This window comes from Streptomyces sp. NPDC093065, assembly GCF_044754585.1.
Lineage (GTDB): Bacteria > Actinomycetota > Actinomycetes > Streptomycetales > Streptomycetaceae > Streptomyces.
Map to the genome: position 1 here is coordinate 291,405 of NZ_JBIVPJ010000009.1, position 25,951 is coordinate 317,355.

Annotated in this window: 21 protein-coding genes; 6 read left to right on the forward strand and 15 right to left on the reverse strand. The window is 73.6% G+C overall.

Features of this window, described 5'->3' with window-relative positions; translation table 11 throughout:
- Positions 1-63: 63 nt before the first annotated feature.
- The 3 genes from ACIQFU_RS18685 to lipB form a co-directional block, all read right to left on the reverse strand.
- A complete protein-coding gene (locus tag ACIQFU_RS18685; RefSeq protein ID WP_373901917.1) occupies positions 64-279 on the reverse strand; it encodes a hypothetical protein in 216 nt (71 codons plus the stop codon).
- A 244-nt stretch (positions 280-523) separates the two neighbouring features.
- Positions 524-1,477, reverse strand: a complete 954-nt coding sequence (gene lipA, locus ACIQFU_RS18690) for a lipoyl synthase (RefSeq protein WP_402552765.1) — start codon at positions 1,475-1,477, stop codon at positions 524-526.
- Between the two features lie 154 nt (positions 1,478-1,631).
- Positions 1,632-2,432 carry a lipoyl(octanoyl) transferase LipB gene (gene lipB, locus ACIQFU_RS18695; protein WP_402552767.1) on the reverse strand — a complete coding sequence of 267 codons (801 nt, stop codon included), beginning with the start codon at positions 2,430-2,432 and terminating at the stop codon, positions 1,632-1,634.
- A 235-nt stretch (positions 2,433-2,667) separates the two neighbouring features.
- Here lipB and ACIQFU_RS18700 point away from each other — a divergent pair, with 235 nt between their 5' ends.
- A complete protein-coding gene (locus ACIQFU_RS18700) occupies positions 2,668-4,131 on the forward strand; it encodes a regulator (RefSeq protein WP_402552768.1) in 1,464 nt (487 codons plus the stop codon).
- Between the two features lie 200 nt (positions 4,132-4,331).
- Here ACIQFU_RS18700 and ACIQFU_RS18705 read toward each other — a convergent pair whose 3' ends face one another.
- Both ACIQFU_RS18705 and ACIQFU_RS18710 read right to left on the reverse strand, forming a co-directional pair.
- Positions 4,332-5,735, reverse strand: coding sequence for an NAD(P)/FAD-dependent oxidoreductase (locus ACIQFU_RS18705; protein WP_402552769.1), 1,404 nt, complete (start codon positions 5,733-5,735; stop codon positions 4,332-4,334).
- A 355-nt stretch (positions 5,736-6,090) separates the two neighbouring features.
- Positions 6,091-7,008, reverse strand: coding sequence for a TIGR01777 family oxidoreductase (locus ACIQFU_RS18710; RefSeq protein ID WP_402552771.1), 918 nt, complete (start codon positions 7,006-7,008; stop codon positions 6,091-6,093).
- A gap of 72 nt (positions 7,009-7,080) precedes the next feature.
- On the opposite strand from ACIQFU_RS18710, the gene ACIQFU_RS18715 reads away from it, so the two are divergent.
- On the forward strand, positions 7,081-7,596 hold the full coding sequence (locus tag ACIQFU_RS18715) for a GNAT family N-acetyltransferase (protein WP_402552773.1): 516 nt from the start codon (positions 7,081-7,083) through the stop codon (positions 7,594-7,596).
- Here the strand turns inward: ACIQFU_RS18715 and ACIQFU_RS18720 are convergent.
- On the reverse strand, positions 7,586-8,770 hold the full coding sequence (locus tag ACIQFU_RS18720; RefSeq protein ID WP_402552774.1) for a MarP family serine protease: 1,185 nt from the start codon (positions 8,768-8,770) through the stop codon (positions 7,586-7,588). The two genes, ACIQFU_RS18715 and ACIQFU_RS18720, sit on opposite strands and share 11 nt — an antisense overlap.
- A 148-nt stretch (positions 8,771-8,918) precedes the next feature.
- On the opposite strand from ACIQFU_RS18720, the gene ACIQFU_RS18725 reads away from it, so the two are divergent.
- Entirely contained in the window at positions 8,919-9,800 is an 882-nt protein-coding gene (locus ACIQFU_RS18725; RefSeq protein ID WP_402552775.1) for a peptidoglycan recognition protein, read from the forward strand.
- A gap of 14 nt (positions 9,801-9,814) precedes the next feature.
- On the opposite strand, the gene ACIQFU_RS18730 is transcribed toward ACIQFU_RS18725, so the two are convergent.
- The 7 genes from ACIQFU_RS18730 to ACIQFU_RS18760 form a co-directional block, all read right to left on the reverse strand.
- Entirely contained in the window at positions 9,815-10,336 is a 522-nt protein-coding gene (locus ACIQFU_RS18730; RefSeq protein WP_402552777.1) for a DUF4240 domain-containing protein, read from the reverse strand.
- Between the two features lie 240 nt (positions 10,337-10,576).
- Positions 10,577-11,560: a helix-turn-helix transcriptional regulator gene (locus tag ACIQFU_RS18735; protein WP_402552779.1), complete on the reverse strand. Its 984-nt coding sequence runs from the start codon at positions 11,558-11,560 to the stop codon at positions 10,577-10,579.
- Positions 11,561-11,629: 69 nt separating this feature from the next.
- Positions 11,630-14,329, reverse strand: a complete 2,700-nt coding sequence (gene aceE / locus ACIQFU_RS18740) for a pyruvate dehydrogenase (acetyl-transferring), homodimeric type (RefSeq protein WP_402552780.1) — start codon at positions 14,327-14,329, stop codon at positions 11,630-11,632.
- A gap of 414 nt (positions 14,330-14,743) precedes the next feature.
- A complete protein-coding gene (locus tag ACIQFU_RS18745) occupies positions 14,744-15,367 on the reverse strand; it encodes a GntR family transcriptional regulator (RefSeq protein ID WP_402552782.1) in 624 nt (207 codons plus the stop codon).
- Positions 15,368-15,598: 231 nt separating this feature from the next.
- Positions 15,599-17,371 (reverse strand): 2-oxoglutarate dehydrogenase, E2 component, dihydrolipoamide succinyltransferase, encoded by a 1,773-nt coding sequence (gene sucB / locus ACIQFU_RS18750; protein ID WP_402552783.1) that lies wholly within the window; start codon positions 17,369-17,371, stop codon positions 15,599-15,601.
- 63 nt (positions 17,372-17,434) lie between these two features.
- Positions 17,435-18,823 carry a dihydrolipoyl dehydrogenase gene (lpdA, locus tag ACIQFU_RS18755; RefSeq protein ID WP_402552785.1) on the reverse strand — a complete coding sequence of 463 codons (1,389 nt, stop codon included), beginning with the start codon at positions 18,821-18,823 and terminating at the stop codon, positions 17,435-17,437.
- 522 nt (positions 18,824-19,345) lie between these two features.
- Positions 19,346-20,878 (reverse strand): leucyl aminopeptidase, encoded by a 1,533-nt coding sequence (locus ACIQFU_RS18760; RefSeq protein ID WP_402552787.1) that lies wholly within the window; start codon positions 20,876-20,878, stop codon positions 19,346-19,348.
- 250 nt (positions 20,879-21,128) lie between these two features.
- On the opposite strand from ACIQFU_RS18760, the gene ACIQFU_RS18765 reads away from it, so the two are divergent.
- Positions 21,129-21,932, forward strand: coding sequence for an endo alpha-1,4 polygalactosaminidase (locus tag ACIQFU_RS18765; protein WP_402552789.1), 804 nt, complete (start codon positions 21,129-21,131; stop codon positions 21,930-21,932).
- Between the two features lie 31 nt (positions 21,933-21,963).
- Here the strand turns inward: ACIQFU_RS18765 and ACIQFU_RS18770 are convergent, their stop codons facing one another.
- Complete coding sequence (locus ACIQFU_RS18770) at positions 21,964-22,746, reverse strand: adenosylcobinamide-GDP ribazoletransferase (protein ID WP_402552791.1); 783 nt, start codon at positions 22,744-22,746, stop codon at positions 21,964-21,966.
- A gap of 60 nt (positions 22,747-22,806) precedes the next feature.
- On the opposite strand from ACIQFU_RS18770, the gene ACIQFU_RS18775 reads away from it, so the two are divergent.
- Positions 22,807-23,547 carry a hypothetical protein gene (locus ACIQFU_RS18775; RefSeq protein ID WP_402552793.1) on the forward strand — a complete coding sequence of 247 codons (741 nt, stop codon included), beginning with the start codon at positions 22,807-22,809 and terminating at the stop codon, positions 23,545-23,547.
- A 273-nt stretch (positions 23,548-23,820) separates the two neighbouring features.
- Here the strand turns inward: ACIQFU_RS18775 and cobT are convergent, their stop codons facing one another.
- On the reverse strand, positions 23,821-24,894 hold the full coding sequence (gene cobT / locus ACIQFU_RS18780) for a nicotinate-nucleotide--dimethylbenzimidazole phosphoribosyltransferase (RefSeq protein ID WP_402552794.1): 1,074 nt from the start codon (positions 24,892-24,894) through the stop codon (positions 23,821-23,823).
- Positions 24,895-25,053: 159 nt separating this feature from the next.
- Between cobT and ACIQFU_RS18785 the strand changes: the two genes are divergently transcribed.
- On the forward strand, positions 25,054-25,800 hold the full coding sequence (locus tag ACIQFU_RS18785; RefSeq protein WP_402552795.1) for a class I SAM-dependent methyltransferase: 747 nt from the start codon (positions 25,054-25,056) through the stop codon (positions 25,798-25,800).
- The last annotated feature ends 151 nt before the right edge of the window (positions 25,801-25,951 follow it).

Here is a 25,951-nt window from a genome sequence, read left to right on the forward strand (position 1 = left end):
GACGACGGCAGTGCCCGGCGGGCGGGCGGGCAGGCGGGAGGACGCGGGAGGGCGGCGGCCGGGTCAGGGGCGGCCGGCGACGGACTGCCGCAGTGCGCGCTCCGTCTCGATGCGGTCCTTGGCGCGGCGGCGGTCCTCGAGGACGGAGTTCCACGCGTTGCGCCGGGCGGTGCGCTGGCCGCCGCTCATCAGCAGCGACTCGACGGCCCGCAGTGCGGTGGTGAACGACGGGATGGCGGTGGCACGGACGGCGGTGGCGCGAACGGGCGCGGCCTGCATCGTGGAGGTCCCCCCTCGGTACGGCTCCGGGTACGGAGACGGGTGTACGCGGTGGTGTACGTGCTGTGATTCCAGGGTCACTGATTGGTGTTACCAGGACGTGACCCGCCGGTCAAACGCACATGAAGCCGCGTTGCCGGGCCCTGGAACAGGTGCGCGGCCCCGACCGGTGCCCTCATCAGCGAGGACGGTCGGGGCCGCGGCATCTCGGCCATTACTGGCCAGTAGTGGCTTGTGCGGGAATTCACACGGTGGCGGACCGGCGCTGCTCCATGGCCATGCCGTAGAGCCGCCCCGCCCGGTACGAGGAGCGGACCAGCGGGCCGGACATCACGCCGGAGAAGCCGATCTGCTCGGCCTCCTCCTTCAGCTCCACGAACTCCTGCGGCTTGACCCAGCGCTCCACGGGGTGGTGGCGCACGGACGGGCGCAGGTACTGCGTGATCGTGATCAGCTCGCAGCCGGCCTCGTGCAGCTCCTTCAGCGCCTCGCTGATCTCCTCACGGGTCTCGCCCATGCCGAGGATCAGGTTCGACTTGGTGATCAGGCCGTAGTCGCGGGCGTCCGTGATGACCTTCAGGGAGCGGTCGTAGCGGAAGCCGGGGCGGATGCGCTTGAAGATCCGCGGGACGGTCTCGACGTTGTGCGCGAAGACCTCGGGGCGGGAGTCGAAGACCTCCCGCAGCAGCTCCGGCACCGCGTTGAAGTCGGGGGCCAGCAGCTCGACCTTGGTGCGGCCGGCCTCGCGCTGCGCGGTCTGCTGGTGGATCTGGCGCACCGTCTCCGCGTACAGCCAGGCGCCGCCGTCGGGCAGGTCGTCGCGGGCGACGCCGGTGATGGTGGCGTAGTTCAGGTCCATCGTGACCACGGACTCGCCGACGCGGCGCGGCTCGTCGCGGTCGAGTGCCTCGGGCTTGCCCGTGTCGATCTGGCAGAAGTCGCAGCGCCGGGTGCACTGGTCGCCGCCGATGAGGAAGGTGGCCTCGCGGTCCTCCCAGCACTCGTAGATGTTGGGACAGCCGGCTTCCTGGCAGACCGTGTGCAGGCCCTCGCCCTTCACGAGGTTCTGCATCTTGGTGTACTCGGGGCCCATTTTCGCCCGGGTCTTGATCCACTCGGGCTTGCGCTCGATGGGGGTCTGGCTGTTGCGGACCTCCAGGCGCAGCATCTTGCGTCCGTCGGGTGCGACTGCGGACACGACCGGCTCCCTAGCGTTTGATTCTTCGGCGTTCTTCAGGGTACGCCCGTTGATTTGTTGGTCGGCGTCGGTGCTGGCCTTGCTGGGGGCTGCCGCCCCCAGGCCCCCGCTTCCGCCTGAACGGCCTCGTTCTCAAACGCCGGACGGGCTTGTTTTATGCCGCCGGCGTCTTCTCGATGATCCGGGGCTTCAGCTCCGCGTTCTCCAGGATGTCCCGCAGGTGGCGTTCGGCCACCGGGAGGACCTCCTCGATGGTCACGTCGCGGCCGAGTTCGTTCGCCAGGGAGGCGACGCCCGCGTCGCGGATGCCGCAGGGGATGATCTTGTCGAACCACTTGTTGTCCGGGTTCACGTTCAGGGCGAAGCCGTGCATCGTGACGCCCTTGGCGACCCGGATGCCGATGGCGGCGATCTTGCGGTCCTCGCGGCGCTGGCCCGCGTTGGAGGGGGCGTACTCGGGGCCGTTGAGGCGGGGGTCGAACTCGTCGTCGGTCAGGCGGGGGTCGAAGTCCAGGGAGAGTCCGCCGAGCGCCGGGCGCCGCTCGACCGGGTCGCCGAGGACCCAGACGCCGCTGCGGCCCTCGACCCGGGTGGTCTCCAGGCCGAATTCCGCGCAGGTGCGGATCAGGGCCTCCTCCAGGCGCCGGACGTGGGCCACCACGTCCACCGGGCGCGGGAGCTTCTGGATGGGGTAGCCCACCAGCTGGCCGGGGCCGTGCCAGGTGATCTTGCCGCCGCGGTCCACGTCGATCACCGGTGTGCCGTCCAGCGGACGCTCGCTCTCCTCGGTACGCCGGCCGGCGGTGTAGACCGGCGGGTGTTCGAGGAGCAGCACGGTGTCGGGGGCCTCGTCGGCGAACCGCGCGGCGTGCACCCGGCGCTGTTCGTCCCACGCCTCCTGGTACTCGACGCGTTCGGCACCGAAGCCCATTCGGACGAAGCGCAGCTCACTCACGGCACGTGCCTCCCTGCAGGGTCGTAAGGCACGAAGCGTGCCCACGCCACTGTACGACCGCCCGCGCGTCGTCAGCCGGGCGGGCAATTCTCACACGATCGGATGAATGCCGGGCGAATTGTGCGATCGGGTGCTTACTCTCCGCTACATTCACGCCGTTCACGAGGCCATAAGGGCTGCTCACAGGCGCTCCGGGCACTTCGAACACCCGGAAGGCAGGAGACCGCACCGCACCATGACGGAACGACCCGCGCAGCGCAGCCCCAACCGCCAGCTCGCCGCGCTCATCGCCGAAGCGGGGTTCTCGAACGCGGGTCTCGCGCGTCGCGTCGACCAGCTCGGACTCGAACACGGCCTGGACCTGAGATATGACAAGACGTCCGTCACCCGGTGGCTGCGCGGCCAGCAGCCCCGCGGCACCACCCCGGCCCTGATCGCCGAGGTCTTCACCCGGCGTCTGGGCCGCCGCCTGACCGCCCAGGACCTCGGCCTGGACGCCTGCGCGCCCGTCTACGCGGGCCTCGAGTTCGCCGGGAGCCCGGAAGAGGCGGTCGACATCGTCGGCGGGCTGTGGCGCAAGGACTCCGGCAGCCACGCCGAGCTGCGGAAGATCGCCTTCACCCCGGCCGGGCTCGTCGTGCCCAGCCGCGACTGGCTGATCGGCCGCGCCGACGAGAAGGTGGCCCGTGTCGAGGTGCCCGTCCGCATCCCCGCCCAGGGCCGGCCCGCGACCCCCAGGATCGCCGTCCCGCTCGATCCGTCCCGGCGCCGGGCCCCGGCCGACCGGGGACCGGGCCAGAAGGTCAGCGGCGGTGACCTCGCCGCGCTGCGCTCGGTGGGCGAGCTGTTCCGCAGCCTCGACGACCGGTACGGCGGCGGACACGCCCGCCAGGCCCTCGTGCGCTACCTGGAGCACGAGCTGGAGCCGATGCTGCGCGGTACCTACGGCGAGCAGACCGGCCGGCGCCTCTTCGCCGCCGCCGCCGATCTCACCCGGCTCGCCGGCTGGACGTCGTACGACATCGCCGCGCACGGGCTCGCCCAGCGCTACTTCGTGCAGGCGCTGCGGCTGTCGCAGGCGGCGGCGGACCGGGCGTACGGCTCGTACGTGCTGGTCACCATGAGCCGGCAGGCCGTCTACCTCGGCCACGGGCGGGAGGCCGTGCAGCTCGCGCGGGTGGCGCAGCAGGGCGTGGGGACCTCCGCGCCGCCGGTCGTGCAGACGCTGCTGCACGCCGCCGAGGCGCGGGCGCACGCCGTCCTCGGCGAGGTGCGGGCCTGCACCGCGGCCCTGGTGCGGGCCGAGCGGTCGCTGGAGGCCGCCCGGCCCGGCGACGAGGTGCCGCACTGGGCGCGCTTCTTCGACGAGGCGCAGCTCGCCGACGAGTTGGGGCACTGCCACCGCGACCTGCAGCAGTTCCGCGCCGCCGCCCAGCACGCGGAACGCTCGCTGCAACTGCGCGCCCCCGTCTACGCCCGCAGCCGGCTGTTCTGCCGGGTCGTCCTCGCCACCGCCCGGCTCGGCCTCGGCGAACTCGACCAGGCCTGCCAACTGGCCGCGGAGGCGGCTGGGCAGGCGGCCGAGATGCGTTCGGTGCGCGCCGCGGAGTACGTCCGCGACTTCGAGCGCCGCCTGGAGCCGTACCGGGACGCGGCCCCGGTCCGGGGGTACCGGGACAAGGTGGCCGCCCTCGGGTAGGCGAGGGCGCGGGCGTCCCGGCGGTGACAGAACTGGGCGCCGGCCTGTCGCCGCCGGCCCCGGCACCCGGCCCGCCCGCCCGGGGCGGCGGCGACCTTCCGGGCGTGTCCGAACCTGGCCGGCCGAGGGGTTCGGACTGCCCGGTCGTGGTGCTCGGGTCCACCCGGAGGGAAGGGGTCCCGGCTCCGGGCGGCACGGTGCTAAGCCGCCCGCGCCGCCCCCACCGCCTCCGCCGTGTGCATCGGCCGGCCCGCCCCCAGGTCGGCCAGGACCGCCGCCGAGGCCCGGTGGCCCGAGTGCAGCGCGCCCTGGACGGTGCTGGTGTCGCGGTGGTCGCCGCACACGTACAGGCCCGCCAGCAGCCGTACCGGCCTGCGCGGGTCGTGCGGCGGGCGCATCGCGGGCACCGCCTCCGGGGTGTGGTGCACGGCGAGGGTCTCCCAGCGGGTGGTCGGGGTGCCGTAGAGGCGGGACAGGTGGATGCGTACGGCGGTGTCGAGGTCGGGCGGGGGCGGGCCGAGCACCGTCGACGAGACCAGGGTGCGTCCGGCCGGCGCGCGGGACGGGTCCACGCGGCTGATCTGCGCCGTGTGGGCGACCGGACCGCCGCGGTCGGCGTCGAGCAGCAGGGACGCGCCGGTCGCCGGCGGCTCGTCGGTGGTGTGGTGGACCACCGTCACCGGGTGGAAGTCCGGCACCCTGAGGCCCGGCAGCAGCTCGGCCGCCGCGCGGGCGTCGGTCGCCACGAGCACGGCCCGGCACCGGATGACGCCGTGCTCCGCGGTGGCCACGGCGTTGGTCGCCACCGAGGTGACGCGGACCCCGGTGTGCACGGTGCCCGGCGGCAGCGACCGCGCCATGTGCTCCGGCAGGGCCTCCGCGCCGCCCTCCGGCAGCGCGAGGCGCCCGGCGGCGAAGGCACGCAGCGCGAGGTCCGCGCACCGGCTGGAGGTCGCGAGTTCCGGGTCGTACAGCAGGGCGGCGAGCAGCGGACGCAGGAAGCCGTCGATCGTGCGGGCCGGCAGCCCGCGGGCCGCCAGCGCCCGGGCGGCGGGCAGCTCCGGCCGGGCCAGCAGCCGTTCGGCCGGGGTGTGCGCGAGCCGGGCCAGCGCGGCACCGAGCCGGGCCTGGTCGACGGCGGTGCCGAGCGGAGCGCCGGTCCGCGTGCGGGACGCAGTGGCCGGCCTGCCGGACGCGCCGGGCGCGCTCACCGTGCGCCGGGGTGCGGGCATCGAGCGGGGGGCGCTCGCCAGGGCGCGCACCGCGTGGAGTGCGCCCCGTGCGCTCCGTACGCCCGGTGGAGCGCCCGCGCGATGGTGACGGCCCTCGCTGTGCAGCAGGACCCCGGGGGCGAAGGGCAGCAGCGCGAGGCCGTCGAGCCCGGGGGTGCGGCGCAGTTCGGGATACGCCGTGGACAGCAGCTGTCCGATTCTGTCGAGCCGGAATCCGTCGACCTTCTCGGTGGCCATCCGGCCGCCCACCGTATGGGCGGCCTCCAGGACCGTGGTCGTCACTCCTGCGCTGGTCAGCCGTTCCGCCGCGGCGAGTCCGGCGACCCCGGCCCCCACGACGACGACGTCCGCCTGGTACGTGGGCTCAAGCACGTGCCCCTCCTCGAGGTTGCGCGGCCGCTGGAGACGTCATGCCCCCAACAGGCTTGAGGAATACCCGAGTTCGACACGAGGTTAGGGTCCGGAACGGTCATGGGGAGTCGCACGGAGGCGGTACACGGTCGCACGGCGGTCGCATACGGGTGCGATGCGGCCGTCAAACGGTCGGGACTCGGAGGTGATTCGGTCGAGGTGCGGTCATGGTGCGGGTGCGGGTGCGGGTGCGGGTGCGGGTGCGGGTGCGGGTGCGGTGTCGTCGCGGTGCGGGCGTCGGTTGGCCGCCAGGTGGTCGGCGCGCGGTCGGTCGGTGCTCGGCGGGCACCCGGTGGGCGAGTGACGCGGGAGACGGCTACAGCGCCGCCCGGATCGCCCCGTCGATCTCCGGGAACGCGAAGCGGAAGCCCGACTCCAGGAGGCGGGCCGGCAGGACCCGGGCGCTGCCGAGGACGTCGCCCGCCATCTCGCCGAGCGCCGCCCGCAGCACCGGCGCGGGCACCGCGAACGGCGTCGGGCGGTGCAGCACCCGGCCCATGGCCACCGTGACCTCACGGTTCGTCACCGGCTGCGGGGCGGTCAGGTTGAACGGCCCGGACAGGTCGTCGCGGTCCAGGAGGTGCCGGATCGCCGCCACCTCGTCGTGCAGCGCGACGAAGGACCAGTACTGCGACCCGTCGCCCAGCCGCCCGCCGAGTCCCGCCCGGAACAGCGGGAAGAGCCGCCCCCAGGCGCCGCCCCCGCGCGCGACGACCAGACCGGTCCGCGTGAACACCGTCCGCACGCCCGCCTCCCGGGCCGGGGCCGCCGCGGCCTCCCACTCCACGCACAGACCCGGCAGGAAGCCCTCCCCGGCGGGCGCGCCCTCGTCCACGGGCCGGTCGCCGGTCTCCCCGTAGTAGCCCACCGCGCTGCCGTTCACGAAGACGCGCGGCGGCCGCTCCATCGCGGCGACGGCCTCCGCGAGCGCCGTCGTGCCGTGCACCCGGCTGCTGCGGACACGGGTCTTGTACGCCTCGGTCCAGCGGCGGTCGCCCACCCCGGCCCCGGCCAGGTTGACCACGGCGTCGCAGCCGTCGAGCCCGGCCGCGTCCACCCGCCCGTTCTCGGGGTCCCAGCGGACCTCGTCCGCGCCCCCGGGCGCGTGCCGCACCAGGCGCACCACCTCGTGCCCGTCCGCGGTCAGGGACCGCGCCAGCGCGCTGCCGATGAGACCGGACGCGCCGGCCACCGCGATGCGGGAACGTCCCCTGCCCAAGCGTCCGTCGTTCATGGGCCCATCCTGCCGGGTGGCCGGCGGAAAACCACGGAACGCTCCCGGTCACCGCGTCGTACAGTGACCGTCATGCCAGCTCCGCACATACGCAACGCCAGGCCCGAGGACGAGGAACCGCTGCGCCGGATCGACCTCGGGACCTGGTCCTACCTGCACGCCGTCTCGCCCCCGCCGGGACCGGACGACCCCTTCTTCCGCGACACCTGCGGACCCGACGCCCACCTGGTCGCCGAACTCGACGGCGCCGTCGTCGGTTACGTCCGGCTCGGCTTCCCCACCCCGCTGGCCTCCAACACCCACGTCCGCCAGATCCGCGGCCTCGCCGTCGCCGGCGCGGCCCGCGGCCACGGCGTGGGGCGGGCCCTGGTCCGGGCCGCCGTCGAGGAGGCCCGGCAGGGCGGCTTCCGCCGGATCACCCTGCGCGTCCTCGGCCACAACACGGCCGCCCGGAAGCTCTACGAGTCCGAGGGCTTCGTCGTCGAGGGCGTGCAGCCCGAGGAGTTCCACCTCGACGGCCAGTACGTCGACGACGTGCTGATGGGACAGATGCTGACCGGCCCGGCCGAGGCCGCGCTCACGACGTGACGGGCTCGCCCGTGTCCACCGCCCGCGTGGCGTCCGCGGCGCTGCGTGCCTCCGGGGCCACCTCGGCGGCCGTCAGCACGTAGCCGGTCTCGGCGTCGGAGGTGGAACGGGCGAACACCACGCCGTACACCCGGCCGTCGGTGGTCAGCAGCGGTCCGCCCGAGTTGCCGGGGCGGACCGTGGAACGGACCGAGTAGATCTCCCGGGTGACGTTCTCGTCGTTGTAGATGTTCTGGCCGGTGGCGCGGATCCGGTTCGCGACCGTCGCCGCCCGCAGGTCCAGGGCACCGTCCTGGGGATAGCCCGCGACCACCGCCGCGTCGCCGCGCGAGGCGTCCTCGTCGAACCGCAGCACCGGGGCCCTCAGATCGGGGACGTACAGCACGGCCACGTCCTTGTCCGGGTCGAACAGCACCACCCGCGCCTCGTACGCGGGGCCCACGCCGCCGACCCGGACACTCGGGTCGTCGATGCCGGCCACCACGTGGGCGTTGGTCAGCACGTGCTCGGGCGCGTACACGAAGCCGCTGCCCTCCCGGCCCTGGGCGCCGGCGACGCCCTCCACCTTCACCGTGCTCAGCTTGGCCGCCCGGGTCGCCGCGGGGGTGACGCTGTCGCCCGAGGGCTCGGCGACCTCGGCGGCCGACTCGCTCTCGAACGGGTTGAAGACCTGCGGGAACCCGGCGTCGGCCAGCGCGGACGTCGCCCGGGAGAACCACGCCGGGGTGGTGTCCGGCATCACCCGCTGCACCGCGCCCAGCACGGTCGAGTCCCGGATCGCCGAGGTGAGCAGCGGGGACGAGGTGGCCGCGAGCACGCTCGCCGCCACCCACGCCACGATCAGCGCCGCCGCCGAGTTCGCCACGGCGCCGCCGACCCCGTCGGCCACCCGGAGCGGACCGGCGTCCAGTTCCCGGCGCAGGCGCAGCGCGAGACGCCCCGCCAGCTCGTGGCCCACCATCGCCGGGAGCAGCACCGTGACCACCGCGACCACCGTCGCCCCGGTCGAGCCCCGCGCGACCAGGTCCATCACCCACGGCAGCACCCACACGCCGAGCACCGCGCCGCCCACGAAGCCGGCCAGCGACACACAGCCCGCCACCAGCCCGCGCCGGTAACCGGACGCCGCGTAGGCCAGCACCACCAGCGCCAGCACGATGTCGAGCAGGTCCACGCGAACCGCCTTTCTGCCGGACCCCCGGGACCTCCGGTACGTGCCGTACCGGGCCGATGATCAGCCTGAGGCGCACGGTCGCCCGAAGAACGGTCATCCGTGCGAGCGAACGTGTGCGGTCAACCGTGAAACGCCTTGCACCGGGACGATGGTTCCACCGGGTGGCACACCACACGTCGCGGACGGAGCGGATCCGCCGGACAGTAGGACCATGCCAGTCTTCCGAGGACCGCGCCGGGCCCGGGAGCGCCGTGCCTCCCGCATACCCGGCGCCGCCCGTATGCCCGCCGCGGCCCGGGCGCTGCTCGGCGCCCTGCCCGGGCTGGCCGCCGTCGCCGCGCTCTTCCTGTGCGCGAACGGCGTGGAACGGGCGGCCGACGCACAGGCCGCGGCTCCGGCCGCCGCCACCGACCGGTACGCCGCGCCGCGGCCCGACATCGTGCCCCGGTCGGTCTGGCTGGGCGACACCGCCCGCGCCCAGCCCGCCCCCCGCTACGACGACAAGGTCGTCGCCGTCTTCGTCCACCACACGGACACGCCCAACGGCTACGACTGCGCCGACGTACCGGCCATCCTGCGCGGCGTGTACCAGGGCCAGACCGGCGCCCGGGACTGGGACGACATCGGCTACAACTTCGTCGTCGACCGCTGCGGCACCGTCTACGAAGGCCGCGCCGGGGGCATCGACCGTCCCGTCACCGGCGCCCACACCCAGGGCTTCAACCACCGCACCACCGGGATCGCCGCCCTCGGCACCTACACCGCCGGAGTGCCCGTCCCCGGCGAACTGACCGACGCGATCGCCGCCGTGGCCGCCTGGAAACTCGGCGAGAGCGGCACCGACCCGCGCGGGAAGGCCGTCCTGGTCTCCAGCAACGGCCTCAGCCGGTTCGCCGCGGGCGCCACCGCCACCCTGCCCGCCGTCGCGGGCCACGACGACGGCTACGCGACCAGCTGCCCCGGCGCGGCCCTCACCGCCCGCCTCGGCGACATCAGGGACACGGCGGCCCGCCTCCAGGGCCGCGCCTGACCGTCCGGGGCGTCTCAGCCGGGCCCGAACCTCGCCCACAGGCGGGGCAGGCGCTCGGCGAGGGCCCGGTCGTTCTCCAGGTCGATCGGCGTACCCAGCGGCTCGGCGGGCGCGGGCGCGATGCCCAGGTCGGGAGCGACGGTGCCGGTGAGCTGTTCGTAGGCCTCGTCGGCCGCGTAGCCCAGCTCCTCGCCGTCGCCGTCCAGCTCCTCGTCGAAGCCGTCCAGCAGCTCGGCGAGCGCGTCGGGATCGTGCACCGCGCCCTCGTACACCTCACGGCCCTGGCCGATCAGCCAGCAGCGGAAGAAGTCGAAGGCGTCGTCACTGGCCCCGCCGAGGAGCACCCACGCGGCGGCCCACAGGTCCCAGGCGCAGGCGCGGTTGTAGCGGGCCTCGAAGTGGCGGGCGAAGTCGAGCACCAGGTCCGGGTCCATGCCGAGCAGCCGCTCCACGAGCAGGTCGGCCTGGTCCTCGGGATCGCCGTCGGCGCGCTGCCGGGCGGCGTCGATCAGCTCCCAGAACTCCGTCTCGTCCATCACGGCTCCAGCATCGACCCTGAACGAGAACGCCGCACGCGGAGTACGACGGATCGTTATGCGGCACCCGCCACCGCCTCTGCGGGCAGCCGCCACCGCCGCTGCGGGCAGTCGTGCCGCTGGGGCGGCACGGGTGGGCGCAGCGGCACCCCGCAACGCCGGGCCGCGCACCAAACCCCGCGCCCGCACCCACGCCAGCCAGCAAGGCACCCACGGCGGCCCAGCAAGGCACCCGCGGGCTCACCCCCCGTACAACCCCGCCAACCGCCCCGCATCCCGCGCGAAGCGCCCCCGCAGCGCCGCCGGCGCCAACACCTCCACCTCCGGCCCGAGCCCGCGCAGCTGCTCGTGCGCGACCTCCTCCGACTCCACCGGCAGCGTCACCGTCACCCAGCCGTCCGCGTCCGGCGCCCCCGCGGCCGACAGCGCCTCCCGCGCGGACAGCGCGTCCACGGCGTGCGGCAACGCGCGCACCCCCCGCTCCGACAGCCGCACCACGACCTCGGCCCGCAGGATCGACCGCGCGAACTGCTCCGCCCGCTCCGCCCAGAACGCGGGCAGGTCGAAGTCCTCGTCCCGCTCGAAGCGCTCCTCGCCCGCCTCCACCGCGGTGAACCGGTCGATGCGGTACACCCGGAAGGACCCGTCGCCCCCCGCCCCGGCGACCCGCGCGCACAGGTACCAGACCCCGGCCTTCAGCACGAGCCCGTACGGCTCCAGCTCCCGTACGGCCTCCTCCTCCCCGCGCCGGTAGCGCGCGGCGACGCCCCGGTCGTCCCAGACCGCGTCCGCCACCGCGGGCAGCAGCTCCGGCGTCTCCGGCTCGCGGAACCAGTTCGGCGCGTCCAGGTGGAACCGCTGGGCCGCCGTGCGGGAGGCGTCCCGCAGGGAGGGGAGCAGGGCCGCCGACACCTTCAGGCGGGCCACCGAGGCCGCGTCCTCCAGGCCCATCTCGCGCAGCGCCCCGGGGACCCCGGACAGGAACAGTGCCTCCGCCTCGCCCCGGGCCAGCCCGGTCAGCCGGGTGCGGTAGCCGCCGACGAGGCGGTAGCCACCGGTCCGTCCCCGCTCCGCGTACACCGGCACGCCCGCCTCCGACAGCGCCTGCGCGTCCCGCGTCACGGTGCGCTCCGACACCTCCAGCTCCCGGGCCAGCTCGGCCGCGGTCATGGCCGGACGGGCCTGGAGGAGCAGCACCATCTTGATCAGGCGGGCAGCGCGCATCCCCACATGATGCAGGAGAACGCGGAAGGCCCCCGCCGCAGCGGGAGCCTTCCGTGGAACCTCGGGCCTCTACAGGCCGTAGCGCTCGCGCGCCTCCTTCACGGCCGTCGCCTTGACCTCGCCACGCTTGGCGAGCTGGGCCAGGGCCGCGACCACGATGGACTCGGCGTCCACCCCGAAGTGGCGGCGGGCGGCGTCACGGGTGTCCGACAGGCCGAAGCCGTCGGCGCCCAGCGAGGACCAGTCCTGCTCGACCCACTGCGCGATCTGGTCCGGGACCTGGCGCATGTAGTCGGAGACCGCGAGGACCGGGCCCTCGGCGCCCTGGAGCGCCCGGCGGACGTACGGCACCCGCTCCTCGCCGCGCAGCAGCGCCTCGTCGGCGTCCATGGCGTCCCGGCGCAGCTCCGTCCAGGAGGTCGCGGACCACACGTCGGCGGCCACGCCCCACTCCTCGGCGAGCAGCCGCTGCGCCTTGAGCGTCCAGTGGATCGCCGTGCCGGAGCCGAGGAGCTGGATGCGCGGGGCGTTGGCGGCCGGGGCCAGGCCCGCCGTCTCCGCCGTGTTGAAGCGGTACAGGCCCTTGACGATGCCCTCGTCGACGCCGGACGGCTTGGCCGGCTGCGGCATCGGCTCGTTGTAGACCGTCAGGTAGTAGAAGACGTTCGGGTCCTCGCCCGGGGCCGCCTCGCCGTACATGCGGCGCAGACCGTCCTTGACGATCGTCGCGATCTCGTACGCGAACGCCGGGTCGTACGACAGCGCGGCCGGGTTGGTCGCCGCGATGGCCGGGGAGTGGCCGTCCGCGTGCTGGAGGCCCTCGCCGGTGAGGGTGGTGCGGCCGGCGGTGGCGCCGACCAGGAAGCCGCGGCCGAGCTGGTCGCCGAGCTGCCACATCTGGTCGGCCGTGCGCTGCCAGCCGAACATCGAGTAGAAGATGTAGAACGGGATCATCGCCTCGCCGTGCGTCGCGTACGACGTCGAAGCGGCGATGAAGTCGGCCATCGAACCGGCCTCGGTGATCCCCTCGTTGAGGATCTGGCCGTTCTTGGCCTCCTTGTAGTACATCAGCTGGTCGCGGTCGACCGGCTCGTACGTCTGGCCCTTGGGGGAGTAGATCCCCAGCGACGGGAAGAGGCTCTCCATGCCGAAGGTGCGCGCCTCGTCGGGGACGATCGGCACCCAGCGCTTGCCGGTCTCCTTGTCGCGGACCAGGTCCTTGACCAGGCGGACGAAGGCCATGGTGGTGGCCACGTTCTGCGTGCCGGAGCCCTTGTCGAAGGCGGCGAACGCCTTGTCGGCGGGCGCGGGCAGCGGCGCGACCGGGTGCACGCGGCGGGCCGGGGCCGGACCGCCGAGGGCGGCGCGGCGCTCCTGGAGGTAGCGGACCTCGGGGGAGTCGGCGCCCGGGTGGGCGTAGGGGACCACGCCGTCGACGAAGGCGCTGTCCGCGATCGGCAGGCCGAGCAGGTCGCGCATGTCCTTGAACTCGTCCACCGAGAGCTTCTTCATCTGGTGGTTGGCGTTCTTCGACGCGAAGCCGGTGCCGAGGGTGTGGCCCTTGACCGTCTGGGCCAGGATCACGGTCGGCGCGCCCTTGTGGGCGAGCGCGGCCTTGTACGCGGCGTAGACCTTGCGGGACTCGTGACCGCCGCGCGAGAAGTGGAAGCAGTCGAGGATCTTGTCGTCGGACAGCAGCTTCGCCATCTCGGCGAGCTGCGGGTCCTTGTTGAAGAAGTCCTCGCGGATGTAGGCGGCGTCGCGCGTCTGGTACGTCTGCACCTGCGCGTCCGGTACCTCGCGCAGCCGGCGTACGAGCGCGCCGGTGGTGTCGAGCTGGAACAGCTCGTCCCAGGCGGTGCCCCACAGCGACTTGACGACGTTCCAGCCGGCGCCGCGGAACTGGGCCTCCAGCTCCTGCACGATCTTGAAGTTGGCGCGGACCGGACCGTCGAGACGCTGCAGGTTGCAGTTGATGACGAAGGTCAGGTTGTCCAGGCCCTCGCGGGAGGCGAGGGTGAGCGCGGTGGTGGACTCCGGCTCGTCCATCTCGCCGTCGCCGAGGAACGCCCACACGTGGGAGTTGGTCAGGTCCTTGATGCCGCGGCTGGTCAGGTAGCGGTTGAACCGCGCCTGGTAGATCGCGGAGATCGGGCCGAGGCCCATCGAGACGGTGGGGAACTCCCACAGCCAGGGCAGCCGGCGCGGGTGCGGGTAGGACGGCAGACCGTTGCCGCCGGCCTCGCGGCGGAAGTTGTCCAGCTGCTCCTCGGACAGGCGGCCGTCGAGGAAGGCGCGGGCGTAGATGCCGGGGGAGGCGTGGCCCTGGATGTAGAGCTGGTCGCCGGAGCCGTCACCCTCCTTGCCCTTGAAGAAGTGGTTGAAGCCGGTCTCGTAGAGCCAGGCGGCGGAGGCGAAGGTGGCGATGTGGCCGCCGACGCCGTACTTGCTGCCGCGCGTCACCATGGCCGCCGCGTTCCAGCGGTTCCAGGCGGTGATCCGCTGCTCCAGCGCCTCGTCGCCGTCCACGGCGGGCTCGGCGGAGGTGGGGATGGTGTTGACGTAGTCCGTCTCGAGGAGCTTCGGCAGCGCGAGGCCGGCGCCCTCGGCGCGCTCCAGCGTGCGGCGCATCAGGTACGCGGCACGGTGCGGCCCGGCCGCCTGGGTGACGGCGTCCAGGGAGGCCTGCCATTCGGCGGTCTCCTCCGGGTCGCGGTCCGGGAGCTGGTCGAGCTCGCTCGGCTGGATGGCTTTGGGGTCGGTCGTCATGTCGCCGCCTTCCTCAGTCGAAGGGGGTTCCCTCATCGGCAAGGGTTCGGGGGGTGCCCTAGGTCTTTGGCAGGACAGGGCTGGGCTCCGGTGGGAGTCCAAACGTGACTGTAACTCCCTGATCGATGATCGATCAAAGGGTTGAGAGGCAAAACCTCTTGATCACGAGAAAGTCGGCACGGGGTGCCTCCAGTGGTGGCACGGGGTGACGGTTCCGTCGGGGATTCGTGCAGGTGAGAGGGGGTGGGCGCGGATGAGCTCGGGGGGTTCGGTCGAGTGGCGTCTGCGGGTGGTGTGGGGCTGATCGCGCAGTTCCCCGCGCCCCTGTGAGGGGCGCGGGGAACTGCGCGAACGGGGTCTGGGGGCGGAGCCCCCAGGGTTGGGACGGGAAGGGGCGGCGGGGGCGAGGAAGAACTACGGGCGCGGCGCGCAGCCGAGGACGTGGGACTTGACGATCTCCGGGATGCGCGGGTCCCGGCGGCGGAAGGCCGCGACCAGTTCCTCGTGCTCCTCCGCGTACGACTGCTGCACCGTCCCCAGCCACCGTATCGACAGCGCCGTGAACACCTCGATCCCCAGCCCCTCCCACGTGTGCAGCAGCACCGAGTTGCCCGCCGCCCGCACCAGCTCCCGGTGGAAACCCACCGTGTGCCGCACCTGGCCCGTGCCGTCGGAGACCCGGTCCGCCTCGTACAGCGCGGCGACGTGCGGTTCCAGGGCCGAGCAGTCCTCGGCGAGCCGCGCCGCCGCCAGCTCCGCCGCGATCGCCTCCAGGCCGGCCCGGACGGGGTAGCTCTCCTCCAGGTCGGCGGCGGTCAGGTTCCGCACCCGTACGCCCTTGTTCGGCGCCGACTCGATCAGCCGCAGGGACTCCAGCTCGCGCAGCGCCTCCCGCACCGGCGTCTGGCTGACCTCCAGCTCGGTCGCGATCCGGCGCTCCACGATCCGCTCGCCCGGCTGCCAGCGTCCGCTGATGATCCCTTCCAGGATGTGCTCGCGGATCTGTTCGCGCAGCGAGTGGACGACGGGCGCGGTCATGGGAGCTCCTTCGGGAGGGTCCCCTCCGGACCCCTGGGGCGGCTGACGTTGAGCAACAATACGGCCGTCACGACGGGCGGGAAGGGCGCATGGGGGCGCTTTTACGCAGGTGAGACGAGACTTACACAGCGTGCCCCGGCCGGGGCACGGTGATGCACCGGCTCCGAACACGACGGTGCCCCCGCCCGGGAAGGTCCGGGCGGGGGCACCGTTCAGGCAGGTCGGCGGGGACTACAGGCCGAGCTCGACCTCGAACTCGCCCGCCTCCAGGATCGCCTTGACCGCCGTCAGGTAGCGGGCGGCGTCGGCGCCGTCCACCAGACGGTGGTCGTAGGACAGGGTCAGGTACGTCATGTCGCGGACGCCGATGACCGGGCCGTCCTCCGTCTCGATGACGGCCGGACGCTTGACCGTGGCACCGATGCCGAGGATGGCGACCTGGCCCGGCGGCACGATGATCGTGTCGAACAGCGCGCCGCGCGAACCGGTGTTGCTGATGGTGAAGGTCGCACCGGCCAGCTCGTCCGGGCTGATCTTGCTGGCCCGCACCTTGCCCGCCAGGTCGGCGGTCGCCTTGGCGATGCCGGCCAGGTTCAGGTCACCGGCGTTCTTGATGACCGGGGTCATCAGGCCCTTCTCGGAGTCCACCGCGATACCGATGTTCTCGGTGTCGAAGTAGGTGATGGTCCCCTCGGCCTCGTTGATCTTGGCGTTGACCGGCGCGTGCGCCTTCAGCGCCTGGGCCGCGGCCTTGACGAAGAACGGCATCGGCGAGAGCTTGACGCCCTCGCGCGCCGCGAACGCGTCCTTGGCGCGGGCGCGCAGCTTCATCAGACGGGTGACGTCGACCTCGACGACCGACGACAGCTGGGCCTGCTCGTGCAGCGCCTTGACCATGTTGTCGCCGATGACCTTGCGGATGCGCGGCATCTTGACGGTCTGGCCGCGCAGCGGGGAGGCCTCCAGGACGGGGGCCTTCTTCGCGGTGGACGCGGCGGGGGCGGCGGCAGCCGGAGCCGGGGCGGCCTTGGCGGCCTCGGCGGCGGCGACGACGTCCTGCTTGCGGATGCGGCCACCGACGCCGGTGCCCTTGACGGTGGACAGGTCGACGCCGTTCTCGGCGGCGAGCTTGCGCACCAGCGGGGTGACGTAGGCGCCGTCGTCCACCGGCTGGGCGGCGGCCGGGGCAGCCGGAGCGGCGGCCGGGGCCGGCGCGGGCGCCGGGGCGGCGGGCTGCGGGGCCGGGGCCGGCGGCGCCTGCGGGGCCGGGGCGGCCGGAGCCGGAGCGGCCTGCGCGGGAGCCGGGGCCGGAGCCGCCGGAGCCGGGGTGGGCTCGGGCTGGGCCGGAGCCGCGGGGGCGGCCGGGGCGGCCGCCGGTGCGGCACCCGCCGCACCGATGACGGCGAGCTTGGCGCCGACCTCGGCCGTCTCGTCCTCGCCGACCACGATCTCCAGCAGCGTGCCGGAGGCGGGCGCCGGGATCTCGGTGTCGACCTTGTCCGTCGACACCTCCAGCAGCGGCTCGTCCTCCTCGACGCTGTCACCGACCGACTTCAGCCAGCGGGTGACGGTGCCCTCGGTGACGGACTCGCCGAGCGCGGGCAGGACGACGTCCGTGCCCTCGGCGGAGCCACCGGCGGCGGCGTCGGCGGTGGGAGCGGGCGCCGGGGCGGCCTGCTCGGTGGAGGGGGCGGCCGGAGCGGGCTCGGGAGCCGGCTCGGCGACCTGCTCGGCCTGCGGGGCGGCCTCGGCGGCCGGGGCGCCGCTGCCGTCGTCGATCAGCGCCAGCTCGGCACCGACCTCGACGGTCTCGTCCTCGGCGACCTTGATCGAGGACAGCACGCCCGAGGCGGGGGCCGGGATCTCGGTGTCGACCTTGTCGGTCGAGACCTCGAGCAACGGCTCGTCGGCCTCGACGCGCTCACCCTCGGCCTTCAGCCAACGGGTGACGGTGCCCTCGGTGACGCTCTCGCCGAGCGCCGGAAGGGTTACGGAAACCGCCATGGTTTCGGTTGCTCCTTACGAAATTGCGGAAGTCTGTGTCGTCGCGCCCGAAGACCGAAGCGGTCAGTCGTGCATGTGGAGCGGCTTGCCGGCCAGCGCCAGGTGGGCCTCGCCGAGCGCCTCGTTCTGCGTCGGGTGGGCGTGGATGAGCTGGGCCACCTCGGCCGGCAGCGCCTCCCAGTTGTAGATCAGCTGCGCCTCGCCGACCTGCTCGCCCATGCGGTCGCCGACCATGTGGACGCCGACCACGGCCCCGTCCTTGACCTGGACGAGCTTGATCTCGCCCGCGGTCTTCAGGATGCGGCTCTTGCCGTTGCCGCCCAGCGGGAACTTGATCGAGACGACCTTGTCCGCGCCGTAGACCTCCTTGGCCCTGGCCTCCGTGAGGCCGACGGAGGCGACCTCCGGGTGGCAGTACGTCACCCGCGGCACGCCGTCGTAGTCGACCGGGACGGTCTTCAGGCCGGCGAGCCGCTCCGCCACCAGGATGCCCTCGGCGAAGCCGACGTGCGCGAGCTGGAGGGTGGGAACGAGGTCACCGACGGCGGAGATCGTCGGCACGTTGGTCCGCATGTACTCGTCCACGAGGACGAAGCCGCGGTCCATGGCGACGCCGTTCTCCTCGTAGCCCAGGCCCTGCGAGACCGGGCCGCGGCCGATGGCGACGAGCAGGACCTCGGCCTCGAACTCCTTGCCGTCGGCGAGGGTGACCTTGACGCCGTCCTGGGTGTACTCGGCCTTCTGGAAGAAGGTGCCCAGGTTGAACTTGATGCCCCGCTTGCGGAAGGCGCGCTCCAGGAGCTTGGAGCTGTTCTCGTCCTCGACCGGGACGAGGTGCTTGAGGCCCTCGATGACCGTGACCTCGGAACCGAAGGACTTCCAGGCGGAGGCGAACTCGACGCCGATGACGCCGCCGCCGAGCACGATCGCGGACTTCGGCACGCGGTCGAGCGTGAGGGCGTGGTCCGAGGAGATGATCCGGTTGCCGTCGATCTCCAGGCCCGGCAGCGTCTTCGGCACGGAGCCGGTCGCGAGCAGGACGTGGCGGCCCTGGACGCGCTGACCGTTGACATCGACGGAGGTGGGGGAGGAGAGCCGGCCCTCGCCCTCGATGTAGGTGATCTTGCGGGAGGCGACCAGACCCTGCAGGCCCTTGTACAGGCCGGCGATCACCTCGTCCTTGTACTTGTGCACGCCCGCCATGTCGACGCCCTCGAAGGACGTCTTGACGCCGAACTGCTCGCTCTCGCGGGACTGGTCGGCGACCTCGCCCGCGTGGAGCAGCGCCTTGGTGGGGATGCAGCCGTTGTGCAGGCAGGTGCCGCCAAGCTTGTTCTTCTCGATCAGGGCGACGTCCAGGCCCAGCTGCGCCCCGCGCAGTGCCGCGGCGTAACCACCGCTGCCACCGCCGAGGATCACTAGGTCGAAAACGGTGCTGGCGTCGTTCGCCACGTCACGTCCTCCATGCATGTGCGCCACGCCGGTCTCCAGTGACCGGTCGGCGGCTGGTGTCCGGCCGCTCATTGTTCTCGGCCCTTGGGTGGGCCCTGTCCTGCCGGGCTCCATCTTCGCACTTGTGAGAGGCGAACGAGACGTGGGGCCGGGGTGTGAGACGTCCCACGTTCAAGCTCGTCCCCCACACTATGACCGGCTCCCCACCCGAACTGTGACGGGCTCCCGCATCCAGGGACACCGGACTACGCCCCCGATCCGCGGCTCCGCCGCGTGGGCGCGACGGCCCGCGGTTCACCTCGGCCGACGTCAGGACGGCCGCCCCAGGGGCGCGGGGCTGTGCCGGATCTGCGGCTCCGCCGCGTGGACGCGACGGCCCGCGGTTCGCCTCGGCCGACGTGGCCCGCGGTTCACCTCGGCCGACGTCAGGGCAGCCAACCAAGGGGCGCGGGGAACTGCGCGACAAGCCACGACGGGCCGGCAGCCGCGCAATCACCCGTACCCCCGATTCTCTAGGCGCCCCTAGCCCAGCTCACCCGCGGCCGCCAGCTCGGCAACCCGCACCAGCGTGCGCACCGCCGTGCCCGTACCGCCCTTCGGCGTGTACCCGAACGGCCCGCCCTCGTTGAAGGCCGGGCCCGCGATGTCCAGGTGCGCCCAGGTGATGCCCTCGCCCACGAACTCCCGCAGGAACAGACCGGCCACCAGACCGCCGCCCATCCGCTCGCCCATGTTCGCGATGTCCGCGGTCGGCGAGTCGATGCCCTTGCGCAGGTGCTCCGGCATCGGCATCGGCCACGCCGGTTCCCCCGACTCCTCCGCCGCCTCGTGCACCGCGGAGCGGAACGCGTCGTCGTTCGCCATGATCCCGTACGTCCGGCTGCCCAGCGCCAGCATCATCGCGCCGGTCAGGGTCGCCACGTCGATGATCGCGTCCGGCTTGTCCTGCGAGGCCGCCCACAGCGCGTCGGCGAGCACGAGCCGGCCCTCGGCGTCGGTGTTGAGCACCTCCACCGTCTTGCCGCTGTACATGCGCAGCACGTCGCCCGGGCGCGTCGCGGAACCCGACGGCATGTTCTCGGCCAGCGCCAGCCAGCCGGTCACGTTGACCTCGAGGCCGAGCCGCGCGGCGGCGACGACCGCGGCGAACACGGCGGCGGCACCGGCCATGTCGCACTTCATCGTCTCGTTGTGCCCGGCCGGCTTCAGCGAGATGCCGCCCGAGTCGTAGGTGATGCCCTTGCCGACGAAGGCGAGGGACTTCTTCGCCTTGGACGAGGTGTACGACAGCTTCACCAGCCGCGGACCCGACGCCGAACCGGCGCCGACGCCCAGGATGCCGCCGTAGCCGCCCTTGGTGAGCGCCTTCTCGTCGAGCACCTGCACCTTGATGCCGTGCTCCTTGGCCGCGGCCTGCGCCACCGCCGCGAAGGCCTCCGGGTCGAGGTCGTTCGGCGGGGTGTTGACCAGGTCGCGGGCGCGGTTCAGCTCCTCGGCGACGGCCGCGGCACGATCGAGGGCCGCCTTGTACGCCTTGTCGCGGGGCTTGCCGCCCAGCAGCGCGGCCTCCCCCAGCGGGGCCTTGCCGTTGCCCTTGGCGCCCTTGGCCTCCTTCGCGGACTCCTTGTACGCGTCGAAGGAGTACGCGCCGAGCAGCACGCCCTCGGCGACGAAACCGGCGTCGGCGGCCTCGGCGAGCGGCAGGGCGAAGGCGGCCTTCTTGGCGCCGGCCAGGGCGCGGGCGGCCGCACCGGCGGCCCTGCGCAGCGTCTCCGCGTCGAAGCCGGCGTCCTTCTCCGGCTCGGCGCCGAGGCCCACCGCCACCACGACGGGCGCCTTGAAACCGGACGGAGCGGGCAGCTTCGTCACCTCGCCCTCGGCGCCGGAGGCACCCAGGGTCTCCAGGACACCGGCGAGCCGGCCGTCGTACGCCTTGTCCACGGCCTCGGCGCCCGGTGCGACGGACGGGCCGTTCGCGCCCTTGGCGACACCGATCACGATCGCGTCGGCCCGGAGGCCGGGCGCCGCGGCGGTGGAGAGAGTGAGAGCAGTCACGGTGGTGAAATCTCGCTTCCGTATGAAGTCTGGTGTGGCCGAATGCGGGTGGGTCGACCGGGCCCGACATCCGACCCTAGATCCCTCCTGCGATGCGGTCCTCGCCTGGGCAGGCGAACACTCGGCACGAGCCTACGCTCGCCCCCGGCCGCGACGGCTCCCCCGGGTCAGCGGTTTCCGCGCCGAGCCGTGGATGGGAGATCATTCCCGGGGTACGCCGCCCACCCCGACCCCACTCTGGAGCACCCCCGTGAGACGCCCGGTCCTGTCGACAGCCCTTCTCCTGCTGCTGCTCGCGGGCTGCACGTCGGCCCCGGGCGACGACGGGGACGGCGGTGACGGCGGCGCGGCCACCGGGCACTGGCGGCCGACGCCGGGCACCGCCTGGCAGTGGCAGCTCAGCGGCAGGCTCGACACCTCCGTCGACGTACCGGTCTACGACATCGACGGCTTCGACCACGACGAGGCCACGGTCGCGCGTCTGCACGAGGACGGACGCAAGGTCATCTGCTACGTCTCCACCGGTGCCTGGGAGGACTTCCGGCCCGACGCCGACGCGTTTCCGGCCGCGGTGCTGGGCAAGGGCAACGGCTGGGAGGGCGAGCGGTGGCTGGACATCCGCGCGACGGACGTCCTGGAGCCGCTGATGGCCGAACGCCTCGACATGTGCCGTGAGAAGGGCTTCGACGCGGTCGAGCCGGACAACATGGACGGCTACCGGAACGAGACCGGCTTCCCGCTCACCGGTGACGACCAGCTCCGCTACAACCGGCTGATAGCGAAGCTCGCCCACGACCGAGGAATGGCCGTCGGCCTGAAGAACGACCTGGACCAGATCCCGGACCTGGTGGACGACTTCGACTTCGCCGTCAACGAGCAGTGCGCCCAGTACGGCGAGTGCGCCGACAACCGGCCGTTCGTCGACGCGGACAAGGCCGTCTTCCACGTCGAGTACGAGCTGCCGACCGCCCGCTTCTGCGCCGACTCCCGTGAGCTGCGGCTCAGTTCGATGCGGAAGAAGTACGAGCTGGACGCGTGGCGGGAGGCCTGCTGAGCCCGGGGCCGCGGGCCCCGCGCCGTGCGGGTCAGCCCAGGGCCAGGACCACCAGCGCGGTCGTCGCCGCAGTCTCCGCCACCCCGCCGAAGACGTCGCCCGTGACACCGCCGAAGCGGCGCACGCAGTGCCGCAGCAGCAGTTCGGCGACGGCGAGCGCGCACACCACGGCGAGCGCCGTGCGCGCGGCGTCGTACGGGCCGAAGCACGCGCCCGCCGCCGAGGCCGCCAGGACGACTGCCGTCGCCGCCGCGGCGGCGACGCCGGCCGGGACGACCCCGGCGACCGCCGCACCCAGGCCCTCCGGGCGGGCGGCGGGCACCCCCGCCCGGGCCGCCGCCGTGAGCGCCAGCCGGGCGGCGGTCGCCGACACCACGGCGGCGAGCGCGCCCCGCGCCCACGAACCGTCGTAGGCCTGCGCGAGGGCGGCCACCTGGGCGAGGAGCGTGAACAGGAGGGTGAGGACGCCGAACGGTCCGATGTCCGACTGCTTCATGATCCGCAGGGCGTCCTCGGCGGGTTTGCCGCTGCCCAGACCGTCGGCGGTGTCGGCCAGTCCGTCCAGGTGCAGCCCGCGGGTGAGGACGGCGGGGACGGCGGCCGTGGCCACCGCGGCGAGCAGGCTGCCCGCGCCCAGGGCGAGCAGCGCGAGTCCGACACAGGCGGCGGCGACGCCCACGGCCAGCCCGGCCAGCGGCGCGCAGAGCATGCCGCCGCGCGCGGCGGCCCGGTCCCAGCGGGTCACCTTGACCGGGAGCACGGTGAGTGTGCCGAAGGCGAAACGGAGGCCGTCGGGGAAGGGGGTCCTGAGCACCGGCGCAGACTACCCGGCGGTCGGCGGGGCGTTGACGGCCCGTGGGCATAAAGTATGCATATGGGAGATTGGTGGCAGCGCAACATCATGGAACCGGGCAAGCTGCCACTGCTCCTCGCGCTGACGGCGTTCGTGCTGACGTTCGTGATCACCAGGGTCGTCACCCGTCTGATCCGGGCGGGCAAGGGACCCTTCGGGAACGTCAAGGCGGGCGGGGTGCACATCCATCACGTCGTCCCCGGCGTCGTGCTCACCGTCATCGGCGGTTTCGGCGCCGTCGCCGGGGGCCGCCACGGGTTCGGTTCGGCCCTCGCGGCGGTGGTCTTCGGCATCGGGGCGGGGCTGGTCCTGGACGAGTTCGCGCTGATCCTGCACCTCGACGACGTCTACTGGACCGAGGCGGGGCGCAAGAGCGTGGAGGTCGTGGTGCTCACCGCGGCCCTGGTCGGGCTGGTGCTCGCCGGGTTCACGCCGTTCGGGGTGGACGGGATGACGCAGGACGAGCTGCAGGACCGCGCGAACGTCATCGCGACGGTCGCGGGCAACTTCCTGTTCTCCCTGCTCGCCCTGGCCAAGGGCAAGGCCCGGCTGGCGATCTTCGGGGTCATCGTGCCGGTGATCGCCCTGATCGGCGCGGTGCGCCTGGCCCGCCCCGGCTCCCCCTGGGCCCGCCGTTTCTACGCCCGCCGCCCCCGGGCCCGCGCGAAGGCCCACCTCCGCGCCTACCACCACGACCGCCGCTGGTCCGGCCCCCGCCGCACCCTCCAGGACTGGATCGGCGGCCGCCCGGACCCGAACTGACCCCCAACAAGCCACCCCCGACTACGGGCAGCCGCCGTGCCGTCCTGGCAGCGGGCAGTCGTGCCTCCCCAGAGGGGGTACCCCCAGGGCGGCACGGGTGGGCGCAGCGGCACCCCGCGACGCCGGGCCGCGCAACCCCTCCGGCGCCCGCACCCACCCGGGCGCCCGGAAACCCCCGGGCCGGCGGCCCACCCCGCACCCACGCACCGCCCGCGCCGGGCAACCAAGCCCCCGGTCAAGCCCCTGGTCAAGCCCCCGGTCGCCGAACCGAGTTCACTCGCCGTCAGCCACCGGCTCACCGTCGGAGACCTCCGGCAGCTCCGCCGCCAACGCCGCCGCCGCCTGCACCAGGGGCAGGGCCAGCAGCCCACCCGCCCCCTCGCCCACCTTCACGCCCTGCGACAGCAGCGGTTCAAGCGCCATCCGGTCCAGCGCCTTGGCCTGCCCCGGCTCCCCGCTGTCGTGCGCGGCCAGCCACCAGTCCGGCGCCCGGAAGGCGACCCGCTGCCCGACCAGCGCGCACGCGGCCGTCACGACGCCGTCCAGGATCACCGGCATCTTCCGCACCGCGCTCTGCAGCAGGAACCCCGTCATGGCCGCGAGGTCCGCGCCACCGACCGTGGCGAGGAGCCGCAACTGGTCGCCGAGGACGGGCCGCGCGCGGCGCAACGCGTCCCGGATCGCCGCGCACTTGCGCATCCAGGCCAGGTCGTCGATGGGCAGCCCGCCCCGGCCGGTGACGACCGACGCGTCCGTCCCGCACAGCGCCGCGACCAGGACGCCCGCCGCCGTCGTACCGCCCACGCTCACGTCGCCCAGCACCACCAGGTCCGTGCCCGAGTCGGCCTCCTCGTCGGCCACCGCCATCCCGGCCCGGAAGGCGGCCTCCGCCTCCTCGAGGGTCAGCGCGTCCTCGATGTCGATGCGTCCGCCGCCGCGCCGCACCCGGTGCCCCGCCACCTCGGCCGGCAGCGCCTCCGGGTCGCAGTCCAGGGCCATGTCGACGACGCGCACGGGCACGTCCAGGCGCCCGGCGAGCACCGACACCGGCCGCCCGCCCTCCAGCACCTCGCGCACCAGTTCACCGGCGCCGCCCGCGGGCCGCGCCGAGACGCCCAGCTCGGCGACCTTGTGGTCGCCGGCGAAGAGCACCACCCGGGGCCGCACGACGGGCCGTACCGGTACGGCGGACTGCGCGGCCGCCAGCCACTCGCCCAGGTCGTCCAGGCGGCCCAGCGATCCGGGCGGGACGGCCTGACGCTCCCGGCGCGCCTCCGCGTCGCGGCGCACCCCGCCGTCGGGACGCTCGATCAGGTCGGTGAAGTCGTCGAGATTCAGCGAGCTCATTCGCCGAACAGTACCGGCCCCGGTCGAACGCGGAGGAAGGCCCGTGGGCAGCACGCCCGGGCTGCGTCGTTGCACCCCGTAAGGCGATCACCTACGTAACGTTTTGCCTGGAATGTCGTACGTCCCCGCGTACGCCTCGTCTCGTGTCGGGAGCCGCCCGTGTCCGGACCCTCCGCCCCCTCGGTGCCTCCCGTCCCCGCGGTGCCCCCCGTCCCCTCGTACGGGCCGTACCGCCAGGACTGCCCCTGGTGCGGTTCGCGGCGGCTGCGTGCCCGGCTGCGCGGCGACGGGCCGCGGCAGGGCGTCCCACACCGGTCGCCGCTCGAGCGGTGCTCGGACTGCCGGCACGTCTTCCGGAACCCGCCGCTCACGCCGGGCCCCGAGCGCCCCCTTGTCCGGGCCGGTGTCCGGGTGCGGCACGGTCTGGCCGCCCGCGCGATGTCCCTCCGCTGTCCCGAGCCCGAGAGCTGGCTCGACGTCGGCACCGGGGACGCCGACTTCCCGCTGACCGCCCGCAGGTACTTCCCGTACACCTCGTTCGACGGCCTGGACCCCACCCACCGCGTGCTGCGGGCCCGTGCCGTGGAGCGGGTGGAGGAGGCGTTCGTCGGGCGGCCGACGGACCGGCACATCGCGGCCAGACTGCGGGGGCGCTACGACGTCGTCAGCCTCTTCCAGTACCTGGAACGCGTGCCCAACCCCCGCGCGGAGCTGCGGGCCGCGCTCGACGTGCTGAGGCCCGGCGGGCACCTGCTCGTCGACGTGGCCGACCCGCGCCGCCTGTTCCCCGTCCACCCCGTCGGACTGCACGCCGAACTCGTGGCCCGGGGCTGCACGGTCCTCACCGGCGCCCGCGCCCACCGCGTCATCGCGCGCAAGGACGCCCTGGGGCCTGTCCGGCCCTAGGGGCGTCGTTCGGACCTCGCCGGCCCCCGCGCCCCCGGCCTGGTCCAAGCAGCGCCCCTAGCGCGTGTCTCTTTGATGGATTGGTCCGTTGATCGGATGTGTCCGTCCGATTAGTGATCACCGATGCGATGTGGGGCCGGATCCGGCCGTT

What these genes read in the sequence shown, in the direction of transcription:
- ACIQFU_RS18685 (WP_373901917.1), bottom strand. Translation starts at nt 279, where the DNA reads ATGCAGGCCGCGCCCGTTCGCGCCACCGCCGTCCGTGCCACCGCCATC.
- ACIQFU_RS18700 (WP_402552768.1), top strand. Translation starts at nt 2,668, where the DNA reads ATGACGGAACGACCCGCGCAGCGCAGCCCCAACCGCCAGCTCGCCGCG.
- ACIQFU_RS18710 (WP_402552771.1), bottom strand. Translation starts at nt 7,008, where the DNA reads ATGAACGACGGACGCTTGGGCAGGGGACGTTCCCGCATCGCGGTGGCC.
- ACIQFU_RS18715 (WP_402552773.1), top strand. Translation starts at nt 7,081, where the DNA reads ATGCCAGCTCCGCACATACGCAACGCCAGGCCCGAGGACGAGGAACCG.
- ACIQFU_RS18725 (WP_402552775.1), top strand. Translation starts at nt 8,919, where the DNA reads ATGGTTCCACCGGGTGGCACACCACACGTCGCGGACGGAGCGGATCCG.
- ACIQFU_RS18730 (WP_402552777.1), bottom strand. Translation starts at nt 10,336, where the DNA reads ATGGACGAGACGGAGTTCTGGGAGCTGATCGACGCCGCCCGGCAGCGC.
- ACIQFU_RS18735 (WP_402552779.1), bottom strand. Translation starts at nt 11,560, where the DNA reads ATGCGCGCTGCCCGCCTGATCAAGATGGTGCTGCTCCTCCAGGCCCGT.
- aceE (WP_402552780.1), bottom strand. Translation starts at nt 14,329, where the DNA reads ATGACGACCGACCCCAAAGCCATCCAGCCGAGCGAGCTCGACCAGCTC.
- ACIQFU_RS18745 (WP_402552782.1), bottom strand. Translation starts at nt 15,367, where the DNA reads ATGACCGCGCCCGTCGTCCACTCGCTGCGCGAACAGATCCGCGAGCAC.
- sucB (WP_402552783.1), bottom strand. Translation starts at nt 17,371, where the DNA reads ATGGCGGTTTCCGTAACCCTTCCGGCGCTCGGCGAGAGCGTCACCGAG.
- ACIQFU_RS18775 (WP_402552793.1), top strand. Translation starts at nt 22,807, where the DNA reads ATGGGAGATTGGTGGCAGCGCAACATCATGGAACCGGGCAAGCTGCCA.
- cobT (WP_402552794.1), bottom strand. Translation starts at nt 24,894, where the DNA reads ATGAGCTCGCTGAATCTCGACGACTTCACCGACCTGATCGAGCGTCCC.